The organism is Cohnella phaseoli (assembly GCF_003386235.1).
In the GTDB taxonomy this organism is placed as follows: domain Bacteria; phylum Bacillota; class Bacilli; order Paenibacillales; family Paenibacillaceae; genus Cohnella; species Cohnella phaseoli.
In genome coordinates, this window is record NZ_QRDZ01000049.1 from 1 (window position 1) to 15,267 (window position 15,267).

Annotated in this window: 15 protein-coding genes; 12 read left to right on the forward strand and 3 right to left on the reverse strand. The window is 45.9% G+C overall.

Translation table 11 applies throughout. From position 1 onward, the window contains the following. Nucleotides 1-251 precede the first annotated feature (251 nt). From DFP98_RS35920 to DFP98_RS35935, 4 genes are all read left to right on the forward strand, one after another. A complete protein-coding gene (locus DFP98_RS35920) occupies nucleotides 252-1,829 on the forward strand; it encodes a sigma-70 family RNA polymerase sigma factor (protein ID WP_116065463.1) in 1,578 nt (525 codons plus the stop codon). Nucleotides 1,830-1,983: 154 nt separating this feature from the next. After that, the gene (locus DFP98_RS35925) at nucleotides 1,984-3,192 is read left to right on the forward strand and encodes a hypothetical protein (protein WP_116065464.1); all 1,209 of its coding nucleotides are present in this window, start codon (nucleotides 1,984-1,986) and stop codon (nucleotides 3,190-3,192) included. 119 nt (nucleotides 3,193-3,311) lie between these two features. Further along, the gene (locus tag DFP98_RS35930) at nucleotides 3,312-3,599 is read left to right on the forward strand and encodes a hypothetical protein (protein WP_116065465.1); all 288 of its coding nucleotides are present in this window, start codon (nucleotides 3,312-3,314) and stop codon (nucleotides 3,597-3,599) included. A 79-nt stretch (nucleotides 3,600-3,678) separates the two neighbouring features. Then, on the forward strand, nucleotides 3,679-4,122 hold the full coding sequence (locus tag DFP98_RS35935; protein ID WP_116065466.1) for an SMI1/KNR4 family protein: 444 nt from the start codon (nucleotides 3,679-3,681) through the stop codon (nucleotides 4,120-4,122). Nucleotides 4,123-4,243: 121 nt separating this feature from the next. Here the strand turns inward: DFP98_RS35935 and DFP98_RS35940 are convergent, their stop codons facing one another. Then, nucleotides 4,244-4,651, reverse strand: coding sequence for a hypothetical protein (locus tag DFP98_RS35940; RefSeq protein ID WP_116065467.1), 408 nt, complete (start codon nucleotides 4,649-4,651; stop codon nucleotides 4,244-4,246). A gap of 425 nt (nucleotides 4,652-5,076) precedes the next feature. Here DFP98_RS35940 and DFP98_RS35945 point away from each other — a divergent pair, with 425 nt between their 5' ends. The 4 genes from DFP98_RS35945 to DFP98_RS35960 all read left to right on the forward strand — a co-directional run bounded on the left by DFP98_RS35945 (nucleotide 5,077) and on the right by DFP98_RS35960 (nucleotide 9,205). Continuing rightward, on the forward strand, nucleotides 5,077-6,384 hold the full coding sequence (locus DFP98_RS35945) for a vWA domain-containing protein (RefSeq protein ID WP_116065468.1): 1,308 nt from the start codon (nucleotides 5,077-5,079) through the stop codon (nucleotides 6,382-6,384). A gap of 67 nt (nucleotides 6,385-6,451) precedes the next feature. After that, entirely contained in the window at nucleotides 6,452-7,300 is an 849-nt protein-coding gene (locus DFP98_RS35950) for a hypothetical protein (protein WP_116065469.1), read from the forward strand. Then, complete coding sequence (locus DFP98_RS35955) at nucleotides 7,284-7,886, forward strand: class I SAM-dependent methyltransferase (protein WP_116065470.1); 603 nt, start codon at nucleotides 7,284-7,286, stop codon at nucleotides 7,884-7,886. The genes DFP98_RS35950 and DFP98_RS35955 overlap by 17 nt, the downstream gene beginning before the upstream one ends. 338 nt (nucleotides 7,887-8,224) lie before the next feature. Next, nucleotides 8,225-9,205, forward strand: coding sequence for a nucleoside triphosphate pyrophosphohydrolase family protein (locus DFP98_RS35960; RefSeq protein ID WP_116065471.1), 981 nt, complete (start codon nucleotides 8,225-8,227; stop codon nucleotides 9,203-9,205). Between the two features lie 464 nt (nucleotides 9,206-9,669). On the opposite strand, the gene DFP98_RS35965 is transcribed toward DFP98_RS35960, so the two are convergent. Beyond that, nucleotides 9,670-10,839, reverse strand: a complete 1,170-nt coding sequence (locus DFP98_RS35965; protein WP_246017098.1) for a PIN-like domain-containing protein — start codon at nucleotides 10,837-10,839, stop codon at nucleotides 9,670-9,672. Between the two features lie 837 nt (nucleotides 10,840-11,676). On the opposite strand from DFP98_RS35965, the gene DFP98_RS35970 reads away from it, so the two are divergent. The 4 genes from DFP98_RS35970 to DFP98_RS35985 all read left to right on the forward strand — a co-directional run bounded on the left by DFP98_RS35970 (nucleotide 11,677) and on the right by DFP98_RS35985 (nucleotide 14,826). Next, nucleotides 11,677-12,240 carry a hypothetical protein gene (locus DFP98_RS35970; protein ID WP_116065473.1) on the forward strand — a complete coding sequence of 188 codons (564 nt, stop codon included), beginning with the start codon at nucleotides 11,677-11,679 and terminating at the stop codon, nucleotides 12,238-12,240. Beyond that, entirely contained in the window at nucleotides 12,237-12,938 is a 702-nt protein-coding gene (locus DFP98_RS35975; protein ID WP_116065474.1) for a hypothetical protein, read from the forward strand. Before DFP98_RS35970 ends, DFP98_RS35975 begins: the two co-directional genes overlap by 4 nt. Before the next feature lie 160 nt (nucleotides 12,939-13,098). Next, a complete protein-coding gene (locus tag DFP98_RS35980; protein ID WP_116065475.1) occupies nucleotides 13,099-13,707 on the forward strand; it encodes a DUF4304 domain-containing protein in 609 nt (202 codons plus the stop codon). Between the two features lie 39 nt (nucleotides 13,708-13,746). Continuing rightward, nucleotides 13,747-14,826 (forward strand): NAD(P)H-dependent flavin oxidoreductase, encoded by a 1,080-nt coding sequence (locus DFP98_RS35985; protein WP_116065476.1) that lies wholly within the window; start codon nucleotides 13,747-13,749, stop codon nucleotides 14,824-14,826. A gap of 167 nt (nucleotides 14,827-14,993) precedes the next feature. Here DFP98_RS35985 and DFP98_RS35990 read toward each other — a convergent pair whose 3' ends face one another. After that, the gene (locus DFP98_RS35990) at nucleotides 14,994-15,242 is read right to left on the reverse strand and encodes a hypothetical protein (RefSeq protein ID WP_147310328.1); all 249 of its coding nucleotides are present in this window, start codon (nucleotides 15,240-15,242) and stop codon (nucleotides 14,994-14,996) included. Between the last annotated feature and the right edge of the window lie 25 nt (nucleotides 15,243-15,267).

Sequence of the window (15,267 nt, forward strand, 5' to 3'; positions counted from 1 at the left end):
TCCGTAACTCAAGCATACAAAAAAACGCCCAAGGCTGACGGATTTCATTCCGTTTTGTGCCTTGAGCGAAGCGAAAGGAATGGGAATAATCATGAAAGAGATACTTCCTAGAGTTGGCGGAGAGAATCCAATAGGTGTTGTACCGATTAAGGCTGCCGATTACTTTGGTAGCCTTCTGTGTATACCTGTGAGGTAACCTTTGAAGGCTTCGACGGCACTTCTATATGAAAAAGGAAGAAAGGAGCGGGAGCATGCTTCAGGTTATCGAGAACGCCAAACACGGGGATCGCGAAGCTTTTGAATGTATCGTTCGGCACTATACGTCAATGGCCAATGCGATTGCCTATGAAAAGCTGCACGATCCGCAACTGGCGGAGGATGCCGTACAGGAAGCATTCACGGAAGCCTTTTTACATTTAAATAAGCTGCAGGCAGTAGAAGCATTCCCAGGCTGGTTCAAAGCGATTGTGATCCGGCAATGTTACCGAATTATGCGTAGGAAGCGTCATCGTGTCGTACCCTATGAGGAAGTTACACAGATGGCCGAGAGTCTAATAAGTGTCCCGGATCGGATTGAGCAACGAGAGCTGCAGCGAACGGTTCGCGACTCTCTGGCGGTATTAACGTCCAATATGAGAATTGCGGTTCAGTTATTTTATTTTCAGGGGTACACCCTTCAAGAGATATCCAGTTTCCTCGGAACTTCGATTCCGGTATTAAAGAAGCGGCTCTTCGATGCTCGTCGTAAATTGAAGAATGCGCTGCCTGTAGCTGATTTGATCGCTGTATACAACCAATTGTACGAAGGAGGGGAAGACGTGCTTCACATTGTTAACGGGGATTCGGTAGCGGAGAAGCTGCGGCAAGGTATCGTACAGGGCGACATTCTGGTATGGCGAGAGGTATATCCGCATGGACCTGTATTTAAAGACCCGACTGTAGGCGACAATCGCTCTGTACGGGCAGAATACTTGGAACAAACCATGGGAATCCCTCGTTCGGAATATATTGAAGGAAGCGAAAGGCAAGAAAAGGTTTTAGCCGATTTGCACAAGTATGAGGAAATCGTGTTATGGTTCGAGCATGACTTGTTCGATCAGACGATGCTATGCTTTCTGCTCCATTGGTTTTCAGATCGGCCTGTGACCAAAACAAAGCTGAGTTTACTGTGCATCGGAGAGTATCCTGGAATTGAGCTGTTTCGAGGGTTGGGGCAGCTTTCGGTTGAGCAAATGAAGACATTGTCCGGAACATGGAAGGCTATTGGAGCAGAAGAGTTGAACTTAGGCAGCGAGTTCTGGGAAGCTTATATAGCACAGAATCCACAGCCCTTGCAGCAATTGTTAAATCGAGATACGTCAGTTCTGCCATTTGCCCATGATGCATTCCAATGTCATCTCTCCCGATTTCCTTCTACAATTAATGGTCTTGGCATCGTGGAGCAGACTACGCTGGAAACGATCCGTGCCGGAACAAGCACTCCGCATACCTTATTCAGAGATGTGGGAAACAAGCTTAACGCATTAGGTATGGGCGATCTGCAATACTGGCATAGTTTACGAAGGATGTCGCAGGATCCGTATCCGCTGCTGCAAATCAAAGGACCGGAGGCCGGATTCCCTACTTATCGTGACCCGTCGATCTCCTTTAACAATTGCGGTGTAAGCTTAACTGATTTTGGACAAAGCGTGTTGGATGGAAAAGAAGATTGGGTTTCTACGCAAGGGGTAGACGAATGGTATGGCGGGATACATCTGCAAGGGCATTCTCCACGATGGCGCTGGGATTCGTCCAAGCAAACGATTCATGATGGAGGCATTGGGATGTAGTCATTGGTTGTCAATTTCTGATAGATTTGACCTGTGAACATTAGTTCGTTTGGCAGTTGATTCGGGCCGGAGCGATGCACTAACATAGGGGCGATACTCTGCGATGCAGACTCTATCGTCATGGAGTCTATGCAGGTAAGAAAGGATGATAGAGATGTCCTATGATAACCAAGCTCGTCCTCCTGCCGGCTCCGTCAGCGCTCCCGGCCGTTATCCGATCGACCTGACAGGTCCTCGCAGTCATACTCTTGTCATTCAGCCCGGTGTGGGCAGTTTATCTATCGGACCTTCGCAGTCAGGGAAAAAAGCGGATCTTCACGCTGCGCCCGATGCGAATATCGACTGGACCGTATTCGAAGCTTTTGCTACCCCGGCAGGCTCGCCCTGGCCGAGATTTCTTTATTATACGGGCAGCGATACGGGTTTCTTCGACTGGGCTCAGAAACGTCCTATTGAAGAGTTGACGTGGACTCCGATTCTGTCTGCTGACACCGTGGTAGATGCCAGCCAGTCCATTGTAAATAACTTGCATATCGTGATGGACCTATCCGAGAATCGTCTTAGCTTGAAGCTCCCCAACGGGCATTTCCGCTTAAGCGTGTCCGGCGATTTATCTCGCTTCTCTGCCACTGGCGATATCCCTTCTTATTTAACATTGGCACCGCGCACCGGTCGACGCAAGAACGATGCGCCTTTCTTGCTGCCCGACCTGGGCGCGCTGCATCAGGTGAAGAGTCTTACGCTCCATAACGCGCCTCTAGGACAGCCGATCTCGCTGGAATGTCTGAGCCGATTCCCTAATGTGAACTCGCTAAGCCTATGGGGAAACTTCTGCGACCTCGAATTATTGGCTCATCATACCCAGCTAACAAATTTGGAGCTGCGTTTCATGCCGGATCTGGGCGACTTGCCGCCCTTGGACGCGTGGCCGCTGCTGGACAGGTTTATCGCATTTAATGTGGAAGAGTCTGCGGGCAAGCGCCTAAAGCAGCAAATGAAAAAACGCGCTGTTGCCCGTCCTTGGACCGGTCATGCCTCGGTGAGTCAGCTTCGCAAACCCGAATGGTGGACGACCGAATACGGCCGCCCGTTCTCGTCCTGGCCTAAGCGTCTGGCCAAGCTGGCTAACGAAGCCTACGACGCTGCACAGGCAGACTTGGCCCAGGCCCGCAGCATTGCCGACGCCGAGGCGACCATTACCGCTTTTACCGTGCGGTTCAATTCTCTTAAAGGCATCGAAACCTCCGAGCGAGAAGATCTCGGTGAAGCGGTGTGGCAGCTCAGCCAGTCGGATCATCGAATTGGCGAGCCTATTCCAGAGGAGATGGCGCAGCGCTGGTTCGATGCAGCGCGCGATTATTGAACGCAAAGGAGCGTTGGCCGGTGATCACCCTGTATGAGGAACAGCGACAAGGAGCTATAGCGAAGACTATTGAGCATTCTCGTGTCTCGCTTGAGAAGTGCTTGGAGGCTATCCGACGGATGGACGGCTTTGCATGCAGTCTGGTCACGATTCAGTACGAGGACAACACAATCATGGTCGGCGGAGGCAGTAGCGAGTTCATCGTTACAGTCGAGACAAGGGCTGCGATTCGCAACCTTATCGGCACATTGGGGGAAGACGACGACTTTGTTGAGATTACAGTAGGCGGTCAAGCCTGCGAATATCCTCGGATGTACATCGTTAGCCTTAAGCTTGTCGAATCCGCGCTTCTTCAACTATTAACCAATGCATCCGTTGAGTTGGAATGGGAAACGATTGAGAAGTGATAAAGAGTCATTAAAGAAGAAAGGGAGCAACACGTAGCGACAAGCAATCATGCTGCTCTCTGTTCAAGGAGATTAACCCATGAAAGATGCGCTAATGGAGAGATTAAAGACCTTCCTTCATCAGAAGGACAAAAGCACATTGCTAGGCATTCCGGCGAGCCGGGAGGAAATCGCTCAGGCAGAGCGGCGGCTGAATATCCAATTTCATGAGGACTACGTGCAATTTATCAGCACTTTCGGGGGAGCTTATGCAGGTCTTGCCTTACATGCATTCTCCAATGGCTCCAGTCTCGGCAATGAAACGGTTGTTGATTTGACTCTGGAATTTCGGGAGCAGTTCAAGGAACTTCCTCTGGCAGAGGCTCTTGAGACCAGCTATGTCATTTCTATGGATGGATCCGGCGATCCGATTATCATTGATCGGGCAGGCAAGGTGTTCATCTGTTATCACGATACCGGGGAGATGAAGCTATTAGCGGATTCATTCGAGCTTCTGATCGAGGATCATTTTTTTGAATGGTGATTCGTCCAGTGCGACCAGCGTTGTTCATAAATGACGACGGCTTTCGCGAAAATGTGCAACAGGCCCTCCGCCAAATCAGCGGAAGGGCCTGTTCGCTATAAACTATCGCTACTACGCCAGCTTAATTATGAATGCCGGCCATTACATGCCAACTGCCGGGAGCGGACAGGGTATAAAAGTATTGCCCTGCCGACGTTCCGGTAGCGATCGGGATCAGCGGCGCTCCCGATACGCCGGGGTAGATGTATTGCTGTGATGAGAGGGAGACGGTTTTCGAGCCGATCCATACGTCCGTACAGGACGACGCTGAAGCGGCCTTCGTTGTAGAGCAATCTTTTCTGTACACATTGATTGTAAGCGTGTCGTAATACTGGCCCGTATTGACGATTACGCCGTTGCCGAAATAAATCGTACCGCCGCTAAGCGTATACGTAGTGCTCGTGTAAGAAAACGCTGCGAATGCCGAGGGTACAAACGAAAGCAATAGGGCGAAAATCAGGAAAACGGAGAAAGCTCTTCTTTTCAACATAACACCTCCATTAGTTTGTGAAGCATGTACTTACGGCTCAGCCAAGCATCACCTCCTAGATTAGGCCCAACGTCATCGAACATTTTTAGAGTATGTGATGGGGCGCCTGTTAATTCCGGTTGGGGACCAATATGTACGTGAACCCGACAGGGGCTAACTGTTTATTCCCCTGCCCACTGCAAAAACAGTTCTGGATTCCTGTGAAACGGAGATAGATCAACTTACAGCGACCCGGTGCATCTCGGGAGAGATGCACCTTTTTTACTTCTCTGATCTAGGGCGTGTATGCAAACCCGCTCAGAGGCATCTTTCACCCCCTGCTGCGTCACTTTTGCTTGACGCATCCCCGGAGTATGCATACACGCCCTAGCGAATTGTGTTGTATAATGTTGGAATATGAATATAGGCTAAGAGGAGCTGCGTATATGACCCTTTCGACATCCACGCTCGTCACTGGCGGTAACGTGTCGCTGAATCCCGGGAATGAGCTGCAGATTACTGTCTCATGGAATTCCGCACCCGCTGATCTGGATGTAAGCTGCTTTATTGTGGGTGCTAACGGCAAAGTGGCTTCCGACGATTATTTTGTATTCTACAATCAGCCGTCCGATCCTCACGGACATGTGAAATTAAGCTCGACCTCCTCTCGTTCGACGACCTTTACGATCCGCTTGGACAAGCTGTCGTCGGCTGTAGCGAAATGCGTGTTTGCAGCTACTCTGGATGGTCCCGGCACGTTCGCGGACGTATCCGGCTGCTCCGTGACCGCGCGTATTGGCGGACAGACCGTTGTATATGAAATTAAGGAAGCGACTCGCGAGACGTCTTTAGTATTCGTCGAGCTGTATCGCTACCAATCGCAGTTTAAGTTGCGGGCGGTGGGCCGTGGCTTTAACGGCGGTCTGAAGCCGTTGGCCGAAGCGCACGGCGTAGACGTTGCAGACGATGATAACGCCAGTCAGACTGCACAACAGGTTGCGGCAGCCTCTGCGCCGGTCAAATCGCCAGCCTCCTCTTCGCAGCCGGCATCCGAACCCAGGATTAATCTGAGCAAAATCGATCTACTCAAAAAAGAAGTACGGGTTTCGCTAGAGAAGAAGGGGATTGGCTCGCAGAAGGCCAGAGTCGCTGTCGTGTTTGACGCTTCCGGTTCCATGTATCACTTATATGATGAGGGAACGATACAGCGCGCTTTCGAGCGGGTGCTTGCGGTCGCCGCCAGTATGGATGACGATGGAGAGCTGGACGTCTGGTTTTTCGCCGACGAATCGGCCAGAACGCCAAGCGTGAGAGCCGACCAGTTCGAAGGGTATGTCGATCGTTATTATTTTTCGGACGAGGACTTCCAGGATGAGCTGGGATGCGGCAACAACGAGCCCGACGTCATGAAAGACATTATACGCAAATATACCGTTGAATCGCCGGATGATCGTCTCCCGGTCTTTATCGTATTTTTCAGCGATGGCGGCGTTTACTATTCGGATCGAATTGCCAAGCTGATTATTCAAAGCTCCAAGCACAATCTATTCTGGCAATTCGTCGGTTTAGGCGAGGCAGACTACGGGATTTTGGAGGAGTTTGATACGTTGTCGGGCCGAGTCGTCGATAATTGTAACTTCTTCGCGCTGGACGACCTTGACGAGGTGTCCGACCGGGAGCTCTACGACCGACTGTTCAATGAATTTCCGTCCTGGCTGCGCGATGCGCGGAGCAAAGGCATTCTTAAAGGCTAGCTGTAGGTGCGAAACCGGCTCTGATTCTCGTCCATATGAGCTGTATTTGTATTCGGGAGTGAGAAATATGGAGCACAAAAAATTAATTGGCGCATTCAAGAAAGAGATAGATAAAATAAAAAACAACGCGATTAGCGATGAAGAGATTAAGGAATGGCACGATTTAATCAAAGAAAGCATTCAAAACGATCTTAAAGACGGATACAAAGAGACGATAGCGAGAAACTTAACTCTTGGAATAGGCGTACATGCCGGAGATCATCCGAAAAATTTAATTTTAACCGGGGACAATGACGGGTGGAAATATATCACTCGGTTTCTTCTGTGGCAGGAACATATTTTGCAGAAGCTGTTTGATTATAAAGAGGTTTCTTCGAGAACGATAGGATGTATGATAGGTTTATCTATGTTGTGGGGGATGAATGATTTATCCCGGAGATCGAGAGAATATTTCCAAATCCTATTTGACGGCAATAAGGAGCATTACGCTCAAAAAGAAACTCACCATCTGTTCATGGCGCTGTTGTACGACTTATCTCATACCGGACGAATCAGTCCAGAACTGTATGCTGTATTGCCGGAGCAAAATGGATATAAAAAGCTTCTTGATCATTGGCATACTACAGACGTAGAACTGCTGGGAGGTTTGATTATAGAAATTTGCGATCTTCATATTTATAGCTCGTTGGATTTGAAGAATAAATTTTCAGAGATCCTATCCTTGAATTATATCCCGTACGATGTACGGCTCATCGAAAAAATCAGACAAGAGCAAGGATTAACAAACGTTCAAGCGGAACACCCTTTGCTGGCGACCCCGCTCGCTAATATTCCTAAATCCAAATATGAGTGGGATTTGTCCAAAGACGAAGTCTATCAGTATTTAAGGAGAGTTGAAGATGGGAAACACGGATAAGTTCGAAATGATCGCGAATACTTATGACACCCCGGAAAGAATCCTAATTGCCAAAGTATCTTCGGACGCCATTCGGGAATATGTAGTCGATGCTAAAGGCAAGAAGGCTGTCGATTTTGGATGCGGAACCGGACTTGTCGGGATGAGCTTGATAGACGAGTTTCAGTCCGTGCTTTTTCTGGATACCTCGCCGAGTATGATTCGACAAATCAAGCAAAAAATTGCCGACCGCCATATTCCGAATGCCGATACCCTATGCTTTGATTTTGAACAGGAAGGTTTATCGGAGCTTCGCGCCGGCTATATCTTCATGGCTCAGGTTCTGCTTCATATTCCCGATGTTGAATTCGTCCTATCGAGGCTGTTCGAAGTTCTCAATGAAGGGGGACATTTGATCATCGTTGACTTCAATAAAAACGAAAATATCGTTTCGGATCTCGTTCACAACGGATTTAATCAAGATGAGCTAACCGCTAAAATGACGAAAATAGGGTACAGGGACGTTCACTCTAAAACCTTTTATCATGGGAGCCGAATATTCATGGGGCAAGATGCATCGATGTTTATTCTGGATGCTCGGAAGTAAACGTTCAAGAAGTTTACCACATAGACTATTGAGATTAAGATCAAGAAAGAGCAATTCATTGGGAAGATATCACGACGTTACCTAGAGAAAATCATCATATTCAGTCAAAGCAACCTGTGAATGTGAGCGAGAGACAGTTTTGTCAAGGGTTCCGATTTTTTGACTGTCTAACAGCGGTCGCGGCGAGCAAAAAGATTATCGGAAGACAGTTGTTCTCGAGTTTTTAACTTTGGTGTTGAGAGTAAGAGTTATTAGTTAATGAATACAACGTGATACATTGTCTTACTATGTTTTTTGTGATACATTTTAAGGAATTATTAGTGGGAGGTGGTAATGTTTTGAGATCAATCAGAGAGCATCAGACCTATTTGAAGAAAATGTATTCAATCCAAAACGAACAATTTGACTGGGATTATCTATGGGGTTATTTAAGTAGAACTACGAGCTTTCTATTTCGAGATATTCATAGTGGAAAAGCGACTGGGCCAAGTTTTATCAAACCGATTTCCTGGTTGATGGGACTATCTAGTGTGTTTGATATAGATATTGAAGATGAAGTGTTACGGAGGTTTCCGCAAAAATGTCCATATTGTTTAGTTCAGCCATGTAAGTGTTCTTTGACAAACAAAAAGCCTGCGCTAAACCTGTATGCCCATCAGATTGAAGAAGCTCTAAACACTAGCTATGAAGGGATAAAGCTCCTGAATGAAAGCGAAAATATTGTAGTAACATTTGAATATTTAGCGAATTTAATATCAGAGATATATCCCTTTAATGAAGCAAATTGGTGTGAAAATGGAGCAGGTTTACATATTCGGAAGGTGCAAGAAGAAATAGCTGAAATCCATGAGGCACTTTCTAGATATGAACGTCAAAATCTATCTTTGAGAGCAGTCAGTGATGAAATTGCGGATGTGCTTGTTTGGATTATAAGTGCATGGCATATTTATTCTGGGAAAGGCTCTCTGTCAAGTGAATTTATTGCCTATTACAAAAACTATTGTCCTGTTTGTAATCACTCGATTTGTGCCTGTGGTTATCGAAACGAACGAAATCAAGGCTTGTTTGACATTCGAGTAGCGCAGCAGGTCCTCTCTGATCTTAATATATATGATGGGACTACAATTGAAGAAGAAGCAAAAAATTATGCACTTTCGATTAATAAAGCTTTGAAAACCCCAACAGACATTACAATGAGCAGATCTGTTCTATTAGCATTAAGTTTTATGCAATCTGTGCTGGAAAACCCCAAAATTTCCGATCCGCTAAAACTTGCTACTAAAGAGGCCTTGTCAAAATCCATCGAAAATTTCGTCTAATAAGCTGGTCGGTTGAAGTTATACTTAAAGGAATCTTTTCAATAAGTAATGCAATGGTGTAAGTGTAATTTAAACGTAATATTAGTAATTAAGTTCATTTGGTAAATAGTAAAAAAGATTTTAAAGACAACAGTTCTTTTTGGCGGGATATGGATTGCTTGAATCGTATATATTTAAATTCATGTCCCAGATTAATGCAAAGATAACGATTCAATTTTCTTTGTCGTTTACGGATAGGGGTATTTTGGTAATTACTTTCATTAAGGCATAATATATGCATAATAGACTAAACTCGTTTAATTCATGCCATAACGCCAAATATTTTCCGGGGTATGTATATTTGAGCAACTATAATTGAAGTCCCCCGTAAGATGGAATTGTCCTGTTGGAGGATCCATCTTACGAGTCATGGTTATTAACTAAAAACGGTTTTCATTTGCTAAATTTTTAGTTCACTTGTTTAATTAGTTTTCTGGCTCAGATAATAATTGATCTTGTAAAGTGGAAAGTTTTTGATATTTTTCGTTGAAGGAATACTCAGGATCTGACTCAATTAAGCTATACTCCAAAAAAAACTTCATTTTAACCAACTGATCTTTTTGTGAAAGTATGAGGGTCTTTAGCGTTTTCTTTAGTTGTTGCATACTAGTTTGTTTACGAGTTCTAAGAGTTAGATGGCTCAGGTCAATCCTTTTGTTCTGTTCATTAATGTTTGATGAGACCTCATTAATAAGATCAACCTCTTTTACATTCTCAATCGCTTTCTTCATTTCGATAGGATTAACGTTTGAATCGGTCAGGTATTTTTCTGAAGACTGTAAAAATTCCTCAATTGAGTAAACTGAAAATTTACATCCGTTCGTTCTTTTTGCAAACTCCTGTCTCAATGCAGGATGTACACCAATTTTAATCTTAGTATCCTTATATAACTGTATCCAATCTCCTTTTGTTAAATCCTCAGTGATAAAAATTAATGGTCTTGGCGGTTCTGTGGAGTTAGCCTTTTCTATTAATTGATTCCACATTACAAGGTCACCATATAAGTCAGTATAGATTAAACCATCAATAGATCTAGGTGGGCGCTTCTCTTTTTCTTTAATATCACCGAAGCCAGGAGGGACTCGCATTGAATACCTGGTCTCCCCCAAAGTGTATATTTCATTTAGTTTCTCTTGACTGTATGGTTCACCAACGTTACCACTAAATAGTGTGGCAAGTTCTGTCGAAAATTTTTCGAGATCAGGATGGGTGGATCTTTTTTCATCAATATGTCTAATAATTTTACTTTTTATATCGTCAATGTCAGAATCAAAGGTATCTAGAGCAAGATTTAGTCTTTTTGTAGATAAAATAATTTTTAAATCGTTGAAGTTCTTATTTATTTCATCCGCTACCTTATTGTACTCCAACCTTTGTTCAACAATCTTTTCTTTTAATTTTTCATGATATTCCATAGAAGCTTGGTGGGGTATAAACAATCTATCTTTAATGGATTTGAACACTTTTATCAGAGTCTCCTTGCCCTCTGTATAACGAAACATCCTTAGCATAACATTCGCATCAACTGCAAAGATACAATTTTCCCATAAGTCTACTAACTCATCATCTGTTAACCTATAATAGCCGTGATACATTTCTTTCACTAGTAAAACCCCTTTTCTCACTAGGCTAAGTTCTATTATATTGGTCAGAATTCTCCATGTCCATATATAGCCATATGAGTATAACGGAATGCTATATGAAAATTATTGGTAAATTCCTTGCGATAATAATTTATGTGTATTTGTTATAAGGAAGAATATAATACACTAGCCTAAGTGAGTTCATCTTTGTAAAGTGGCGATTGTTATAGTTGGGCCCCCCATTTTTAATAATAGCCAAGTCGAGTGCGATATCCTGCTGAAAATTAAGTAGGATGTTTCAGATTCACCGTGAGTTTCAGAAATATTCAAGTATTCGCGTGATTCTACCGCCATCTTTGAACTAGCAAAAATGCTAGCAACTGGCTCTCTCCATCTTCTACCATTCGAAACAAACCGCAGATTAATCGTCATAAAGTAATAGCAATTATTATCTAATTGAGATGCTGGGTTCCAACCACTGGACCATATGAAATATATTCCAAATATAAACTGTCGCCGATAGTCGATTGGTTTAAATGGCCAATGTGCGGAGTGAATTTTGTTCTTTTGCAACGAGTGAACAGTTGTTGTATGCCTGAAAAACATGCCGTCTGCGTTGACCGGTAGATTTCTCCTCACCAGATGATGGGCTTATCAGGGCATAGTTTAAAAAGCAGTGTCTCCATAAAAACAAATATAAATAGTTCAAAGGGGCATCACAAATGTACCGAACGGACAAAAAAATTCCCAAATTCAGGAGAAAAGTAGGAAGACTCAGAAAAAACGTCCACTATACTGGAAATAACAGACTGTGTAAGTCTCGGTTTGCTGTTAACTAAGGAGGCTTGAATGGAACTCACTTTTCTAGTAGATACTTGTGGAACGTGTGTAGCCCAATTGCGAGACGAACTGCTGCCTTTAGAGGAATTAGCGACAACTTGGAAGTTTCCCTATGACATTCATTTTGTATTTCGCGTCTTACCCGACAGCTACGCCAGAAAAACATTCAGGCGTTTCGACAGCAAAGATCATGCTCTCTATTTAGACATCAGTATCGTTTACGAGCAGTATTTATGCATGTCCAAAAATGAACAACGCGAAGCTTTGGGCGCTTTTATTTATCGCTATTTGTCGGAGTCCATTGCCAAATATAAGAAGCATGCAGATCGGGTTGACCAGGATCGACTCTTAGTTCAACTCAAAAAATGGATGACCGAAAACGATTGGTTGGATGGCAAGATCGGCAAAGCAAAGGAGCTCCTTGCGCAGAATGCGGGACTTTACGAAGTGAGTCAGCAATTGCGGATGCCATTGGATGAGATCGAGTATATCCTTCTTCGGATGAATGGCCATGAGCCAAAGGACATTCATCCCGACAATATGTTAGCGGGAAAAACAGGAGGCCCACAATGACGCTAAAAGATACCGATCAACTAGACGATCTCAAAGAGTTTCTGATCGACTGGTACGGCAAATACGATAGCTCCTACGGAGTACCGACGGACGAGCTTCCGTCAGACCTGCCTACGGCACTGCATGAATTATATGCGTTCGCGGGGCGCTGGAAGGATGGCACGGACGAGCATCTTGAGAACTCGCCCGAAATTTTTCAGCAGCAGGACTGTCTCTATTCGGCGGAGAGACTGAAGAGAGAGGGGGATCGGATTACGTTCCTCGAGGAAAATCAAGCCAACTGGACCTGCCAGGCGGAGGCGGGCAACGACAATTCTCCGGTTTATTGCGACGAAGGCATGCTATGGGATGATCAGGCAGAGGGACATCTCCTCGTGAATGAATCTTTGTATCATTTTCTGAAAAGCTTTTGTTTACAGGAGGTCGTTTTTAGCTGCAAGCATCTGTACGTAGCAGCAGGACAAATGGATCAAATAAGGTCGCTGTTTAATACCCCGCTTGAAGACGTATGGCTTAACGGATACTACACGGGCCTCAAAGAAGCGGGACCTACGCATGCGTTCTATCGGTGGGGGGACGTGCTGGTGATGGAGCGCTACGGCGACCTGTGGTTAGGGTCTAACGGCGGCGATCTAGCGGCAGTCTTGAAGAATGCGGATATGTCTCCGATTAAGCTTCGGAGGATTAAACCCGACTAAATCGGCTGAAGGCGCTAAGATACTTGGATGCAGGCAAAATGGAACAGGGCGAGCGTTGTCTGGAACGGGCGATGCTCCGGATTATGAGATCGACCGTGTCCGGGTGCTGCTAGCTCAGCCTGAGATAAAGTAAACTAGGAAATACAACGGAGGAATGAAAATGCAGCAGCTTTTTAACGATCTAATCAAACAGGATGTAAAGCCGCTTCTATCCAAGCATGGCTTTGCCAAGAAGAGTCTGAGTTTTAGCAAGCCGGAAGGCGACCTTATCTATATCATTAATTTTCAAAAATCGGCCGGCAACTCTTCCGACAATGTCATGTTTTACGTGAACTGCGGGATTTATGCGGGGGAGCTGGCGCGGATACAATCGAAAGAGATTCTGACAGCGCCCCAAGAAGTGGACTGTCATTTTCGAGCGCGAATAGGTGAGATTGCGACGTCTGCGCCGGATCGGTTTGCCGTCACTCCCGACACGAATATGGAAGAGTTGAGGACGACGCTGCTTAGTGGATTAGAGGAAGTTATTCATTTTTACGGTACGATGAACAGCGCCAGATCGATTGTGGATTACTATACTGCAGGCCCCTATTTGCATCTGGGCGAGGAGAGCTTTAAGTTGCTCTTGCAGTCCAATGATGCGGCAGCGGCTAAACGTTACTTGAAGGCTTTGCAGGAAAAGCACGGGGCGGAAAATCGCTGGACGATATTTGAAAATAAATATAGAGCCATCTTCCAACAATATGGAGTGGAATTTGAGTATTCATAAGTTAACAGACAAGCTTGATGCTGTGTAGGAGGTTAGACAATGCTGGAGACAAAGTTAACGCGCAAGCTTAAGGTTCAATATCCGCTTATTCAAGCGCCAATGGCGGGCGGGCCTACGACTCCTGAATTGGTGGCAGCCGTATCGAACGCCGGCGGAATGGGCAGCTTGGGAGCGGGTTACTTATCGCCCGATCAAATCCGGATTGCGATCAAGGAAATTAGACGGCTGACAGATCGTCCGTTCGGTGTGAACTTATTCGTATTCGAGGAACCGAATCCTTTGAATGACGATATCGAAGGTATGAACGATTATTTGAACAAATACCGAGCGGAGCTGGGGATCGCCTCAAGCCCGCCGATTCCTCAGCCTGCGGAGTCCTTCGAGGAGCAAGTAAACGTATTGCTGGAAGAAGATATCCCGGTATTCAGCTTCACCTTCGGGATACCGTCGACTGGGGTTATTCAAGCCTTCAAGAGACAAGGGACCATTGTGATCGGTACGGCGACGACGGTTGAGGAGGGAATTCGGCTGGAGGAGGCCGGGGTAGATGCGGTAGTGGCGCAGGGAAGCGAAGCGGGAGGACATCGCGGCACTTTCGCCACGAACGCCGCGGATGCGCTGATCGGTACCATGGCCCTTGTTCCTCAAATGGTCGACGCTCTGTCGATCCCGATCATCGCATCGGGGGGAATCATGGACGGACGAGGACTGGCAGCGAGCCTTGTCTTGGGAGCTTCCGCCGTACAGATGGGCACCGCGTTTCTAACCAGCGCCGAGAGCGGAGCTCATGCGGCGCACAAGCAGAAGATCGTAACCTCGACGGAGGATGCCACCGAGGTCACGTTCGCTTATTCGGGCAAGGCCGCACGCGGCATTCGCACGGAGTTTATGGACGACATGCGTTTTTACGAAGGAACGATCCCCGATTATCCAATTCAGAACGTATTAACAAGGGACATTCGCCAAGCGGCGACCAGGGCGAGCAATCCGGAGTTCATGTCGCTCTGGGCGGGCCAAGGCCTTAGATTAGCGAAGGAACAGCAAGCCGCTGCCGAAATCGTGAAGCAAACGGTTGAACAAGCCCGCATCGTCATCGGGGATCTGGGTCGGGGAGTCTGAAGCAAGAGGTATGTACCTCCCTCCGATGCTATTACGCTTCTGAAATCCTGTAGGGGAACCCACTTAAAGGTAATTTCAGGAGCGTATGAGGCAATCTCCGGGCTAATCATGCCCCATAAAAACCCCAAATAGATACCAGTAGTTACCCTTATAATCATCGAAGACGCTCAAGTGACATACACCCCTTTTTTTGGTCGTTTTGTACGATTTCCCCTACAAATTTCCGTCGTTTGAGCCTGTTTCGAGTCAATTTGTACGATTTTTCGAACAGCATCCGCCGTTTGCTTCTTATTTGAGTTGCTTTGTATGATTTTCCGGCTAACTTCCAATCCAGTGGAAACGTTGTGAATCATGATTAGGTCTCCGGGAGGCACATCCCCTTCTTCATATCGATCATCACAAGCAACCCTTCTCATGGACACCTCCTTCATTTTTATCGAC

What these genes read in the sequence shown, in the direction of transcription:
- DFP98_RS35940 (WP_116065467.1), bottom strand. Translation starts at nt 4,651, where the DNA reads ATGTTGAAAAGAAGAGCTTTCTCCGTTTTCCTGATTTTCGCCCTATTG.
- DFP98_RS35975 (WP_116065474.1), top strand. Translation starts at nt 12,237, where the DNA reads ATGACGCTAAAAGATACCGATCAACTAGACGATCTCAAAGAGTTTCTG.
- DFP98_RS35985 (WP_116065476.1), top strand. Translation starts at nt 13,747, where the DNA reads ATGCTGGAGACAAAGTTAACGCGCAAGCTTAAGGTTCAATATCCGCTT.
- DFP98_RS35935 (WP_116065466.1), top strand. Translation starts at nt 3,679, where the DNA reads ATGAAAGATGCGCTAATGGAGAGATTAAAGACCTTCCTTCATCAGAAG.
- DFP98_RS35970 (WP_116065473.1), top strand. Translation starts at nt 11,677, where the DNA reads ATGGAACTCACTTTTCTAGTAGATACTTGTGGAACGTGTGTAGCCCAA.
- DFP98_RS35980 (WP_116065475.1), top strand. Translation starts at nt 13,099, where the DNA reads ATGCAGCAGCTTTTTAACGATCTAATCAAACAGGATGTAAAGCCGCTT.
- DFP98_RS35965 (WP_246017098.1), bottom strand. Translation starts at nt 10,839, where the DNA reads ATGTATCACGGCTATTATAGGTTAACAGATGATGAGTTAGTAGACTTA.
- DFP98_RS35925 (WP_116065464.1), top strand. Translation starts at nt 1,984, where the DNA reads ATGTCCTATGATAACCAAGCTCGTCCTCCTGCCGGCTCCGTCAGCGCT.
- DFP98_RS35930 (WP_116065465.1), top strand. Translation starts at nt 3,312, where the DNA reads ATGGACGGCTTTGCATGCAGTCTGGTCACGATTCAGTACGAGGACAAC.
- DFP98_RS35950 (WP_116065469.1), top strand. Translation starts at nt 6,452, where the DNA reads ATGGAGCACAAAAAATTAATTGGCGCATTCAAGAAAGAGATAGATAAA.
- DFP98_RS35920 (WP_116065463.1), top strand. Translation starts at nt 252, where the DNA reads ATGCTTCAGGTTATCGAGAACGCCAAACACGGGGATCGCGAAGCTTTT.
- DFP98_RS35990 (WP_147310328.1), bottom strand. Translation starts at nt 15,242, where the DNA reads ATGAGAAGGGTTGCTTGTGATGATCGATATGAAGAAGGGGATGTGCCT.
- DFP98_RS35945 (WP_116065468.1), top strand. Translation starts at nt 5,077, where the DNA reads ATGACCCTTTCGACATCCACGCTCGTCACTGGCGGTAACGTGTCGCTG.
- DFP98_RS35955 (WP_116065470.1), top strand. Translation starts at nt 7,284, where the DNA reads ATGGGAAACACGGATAAGTTCGAAATGATCGCGAATACTTATGACACC.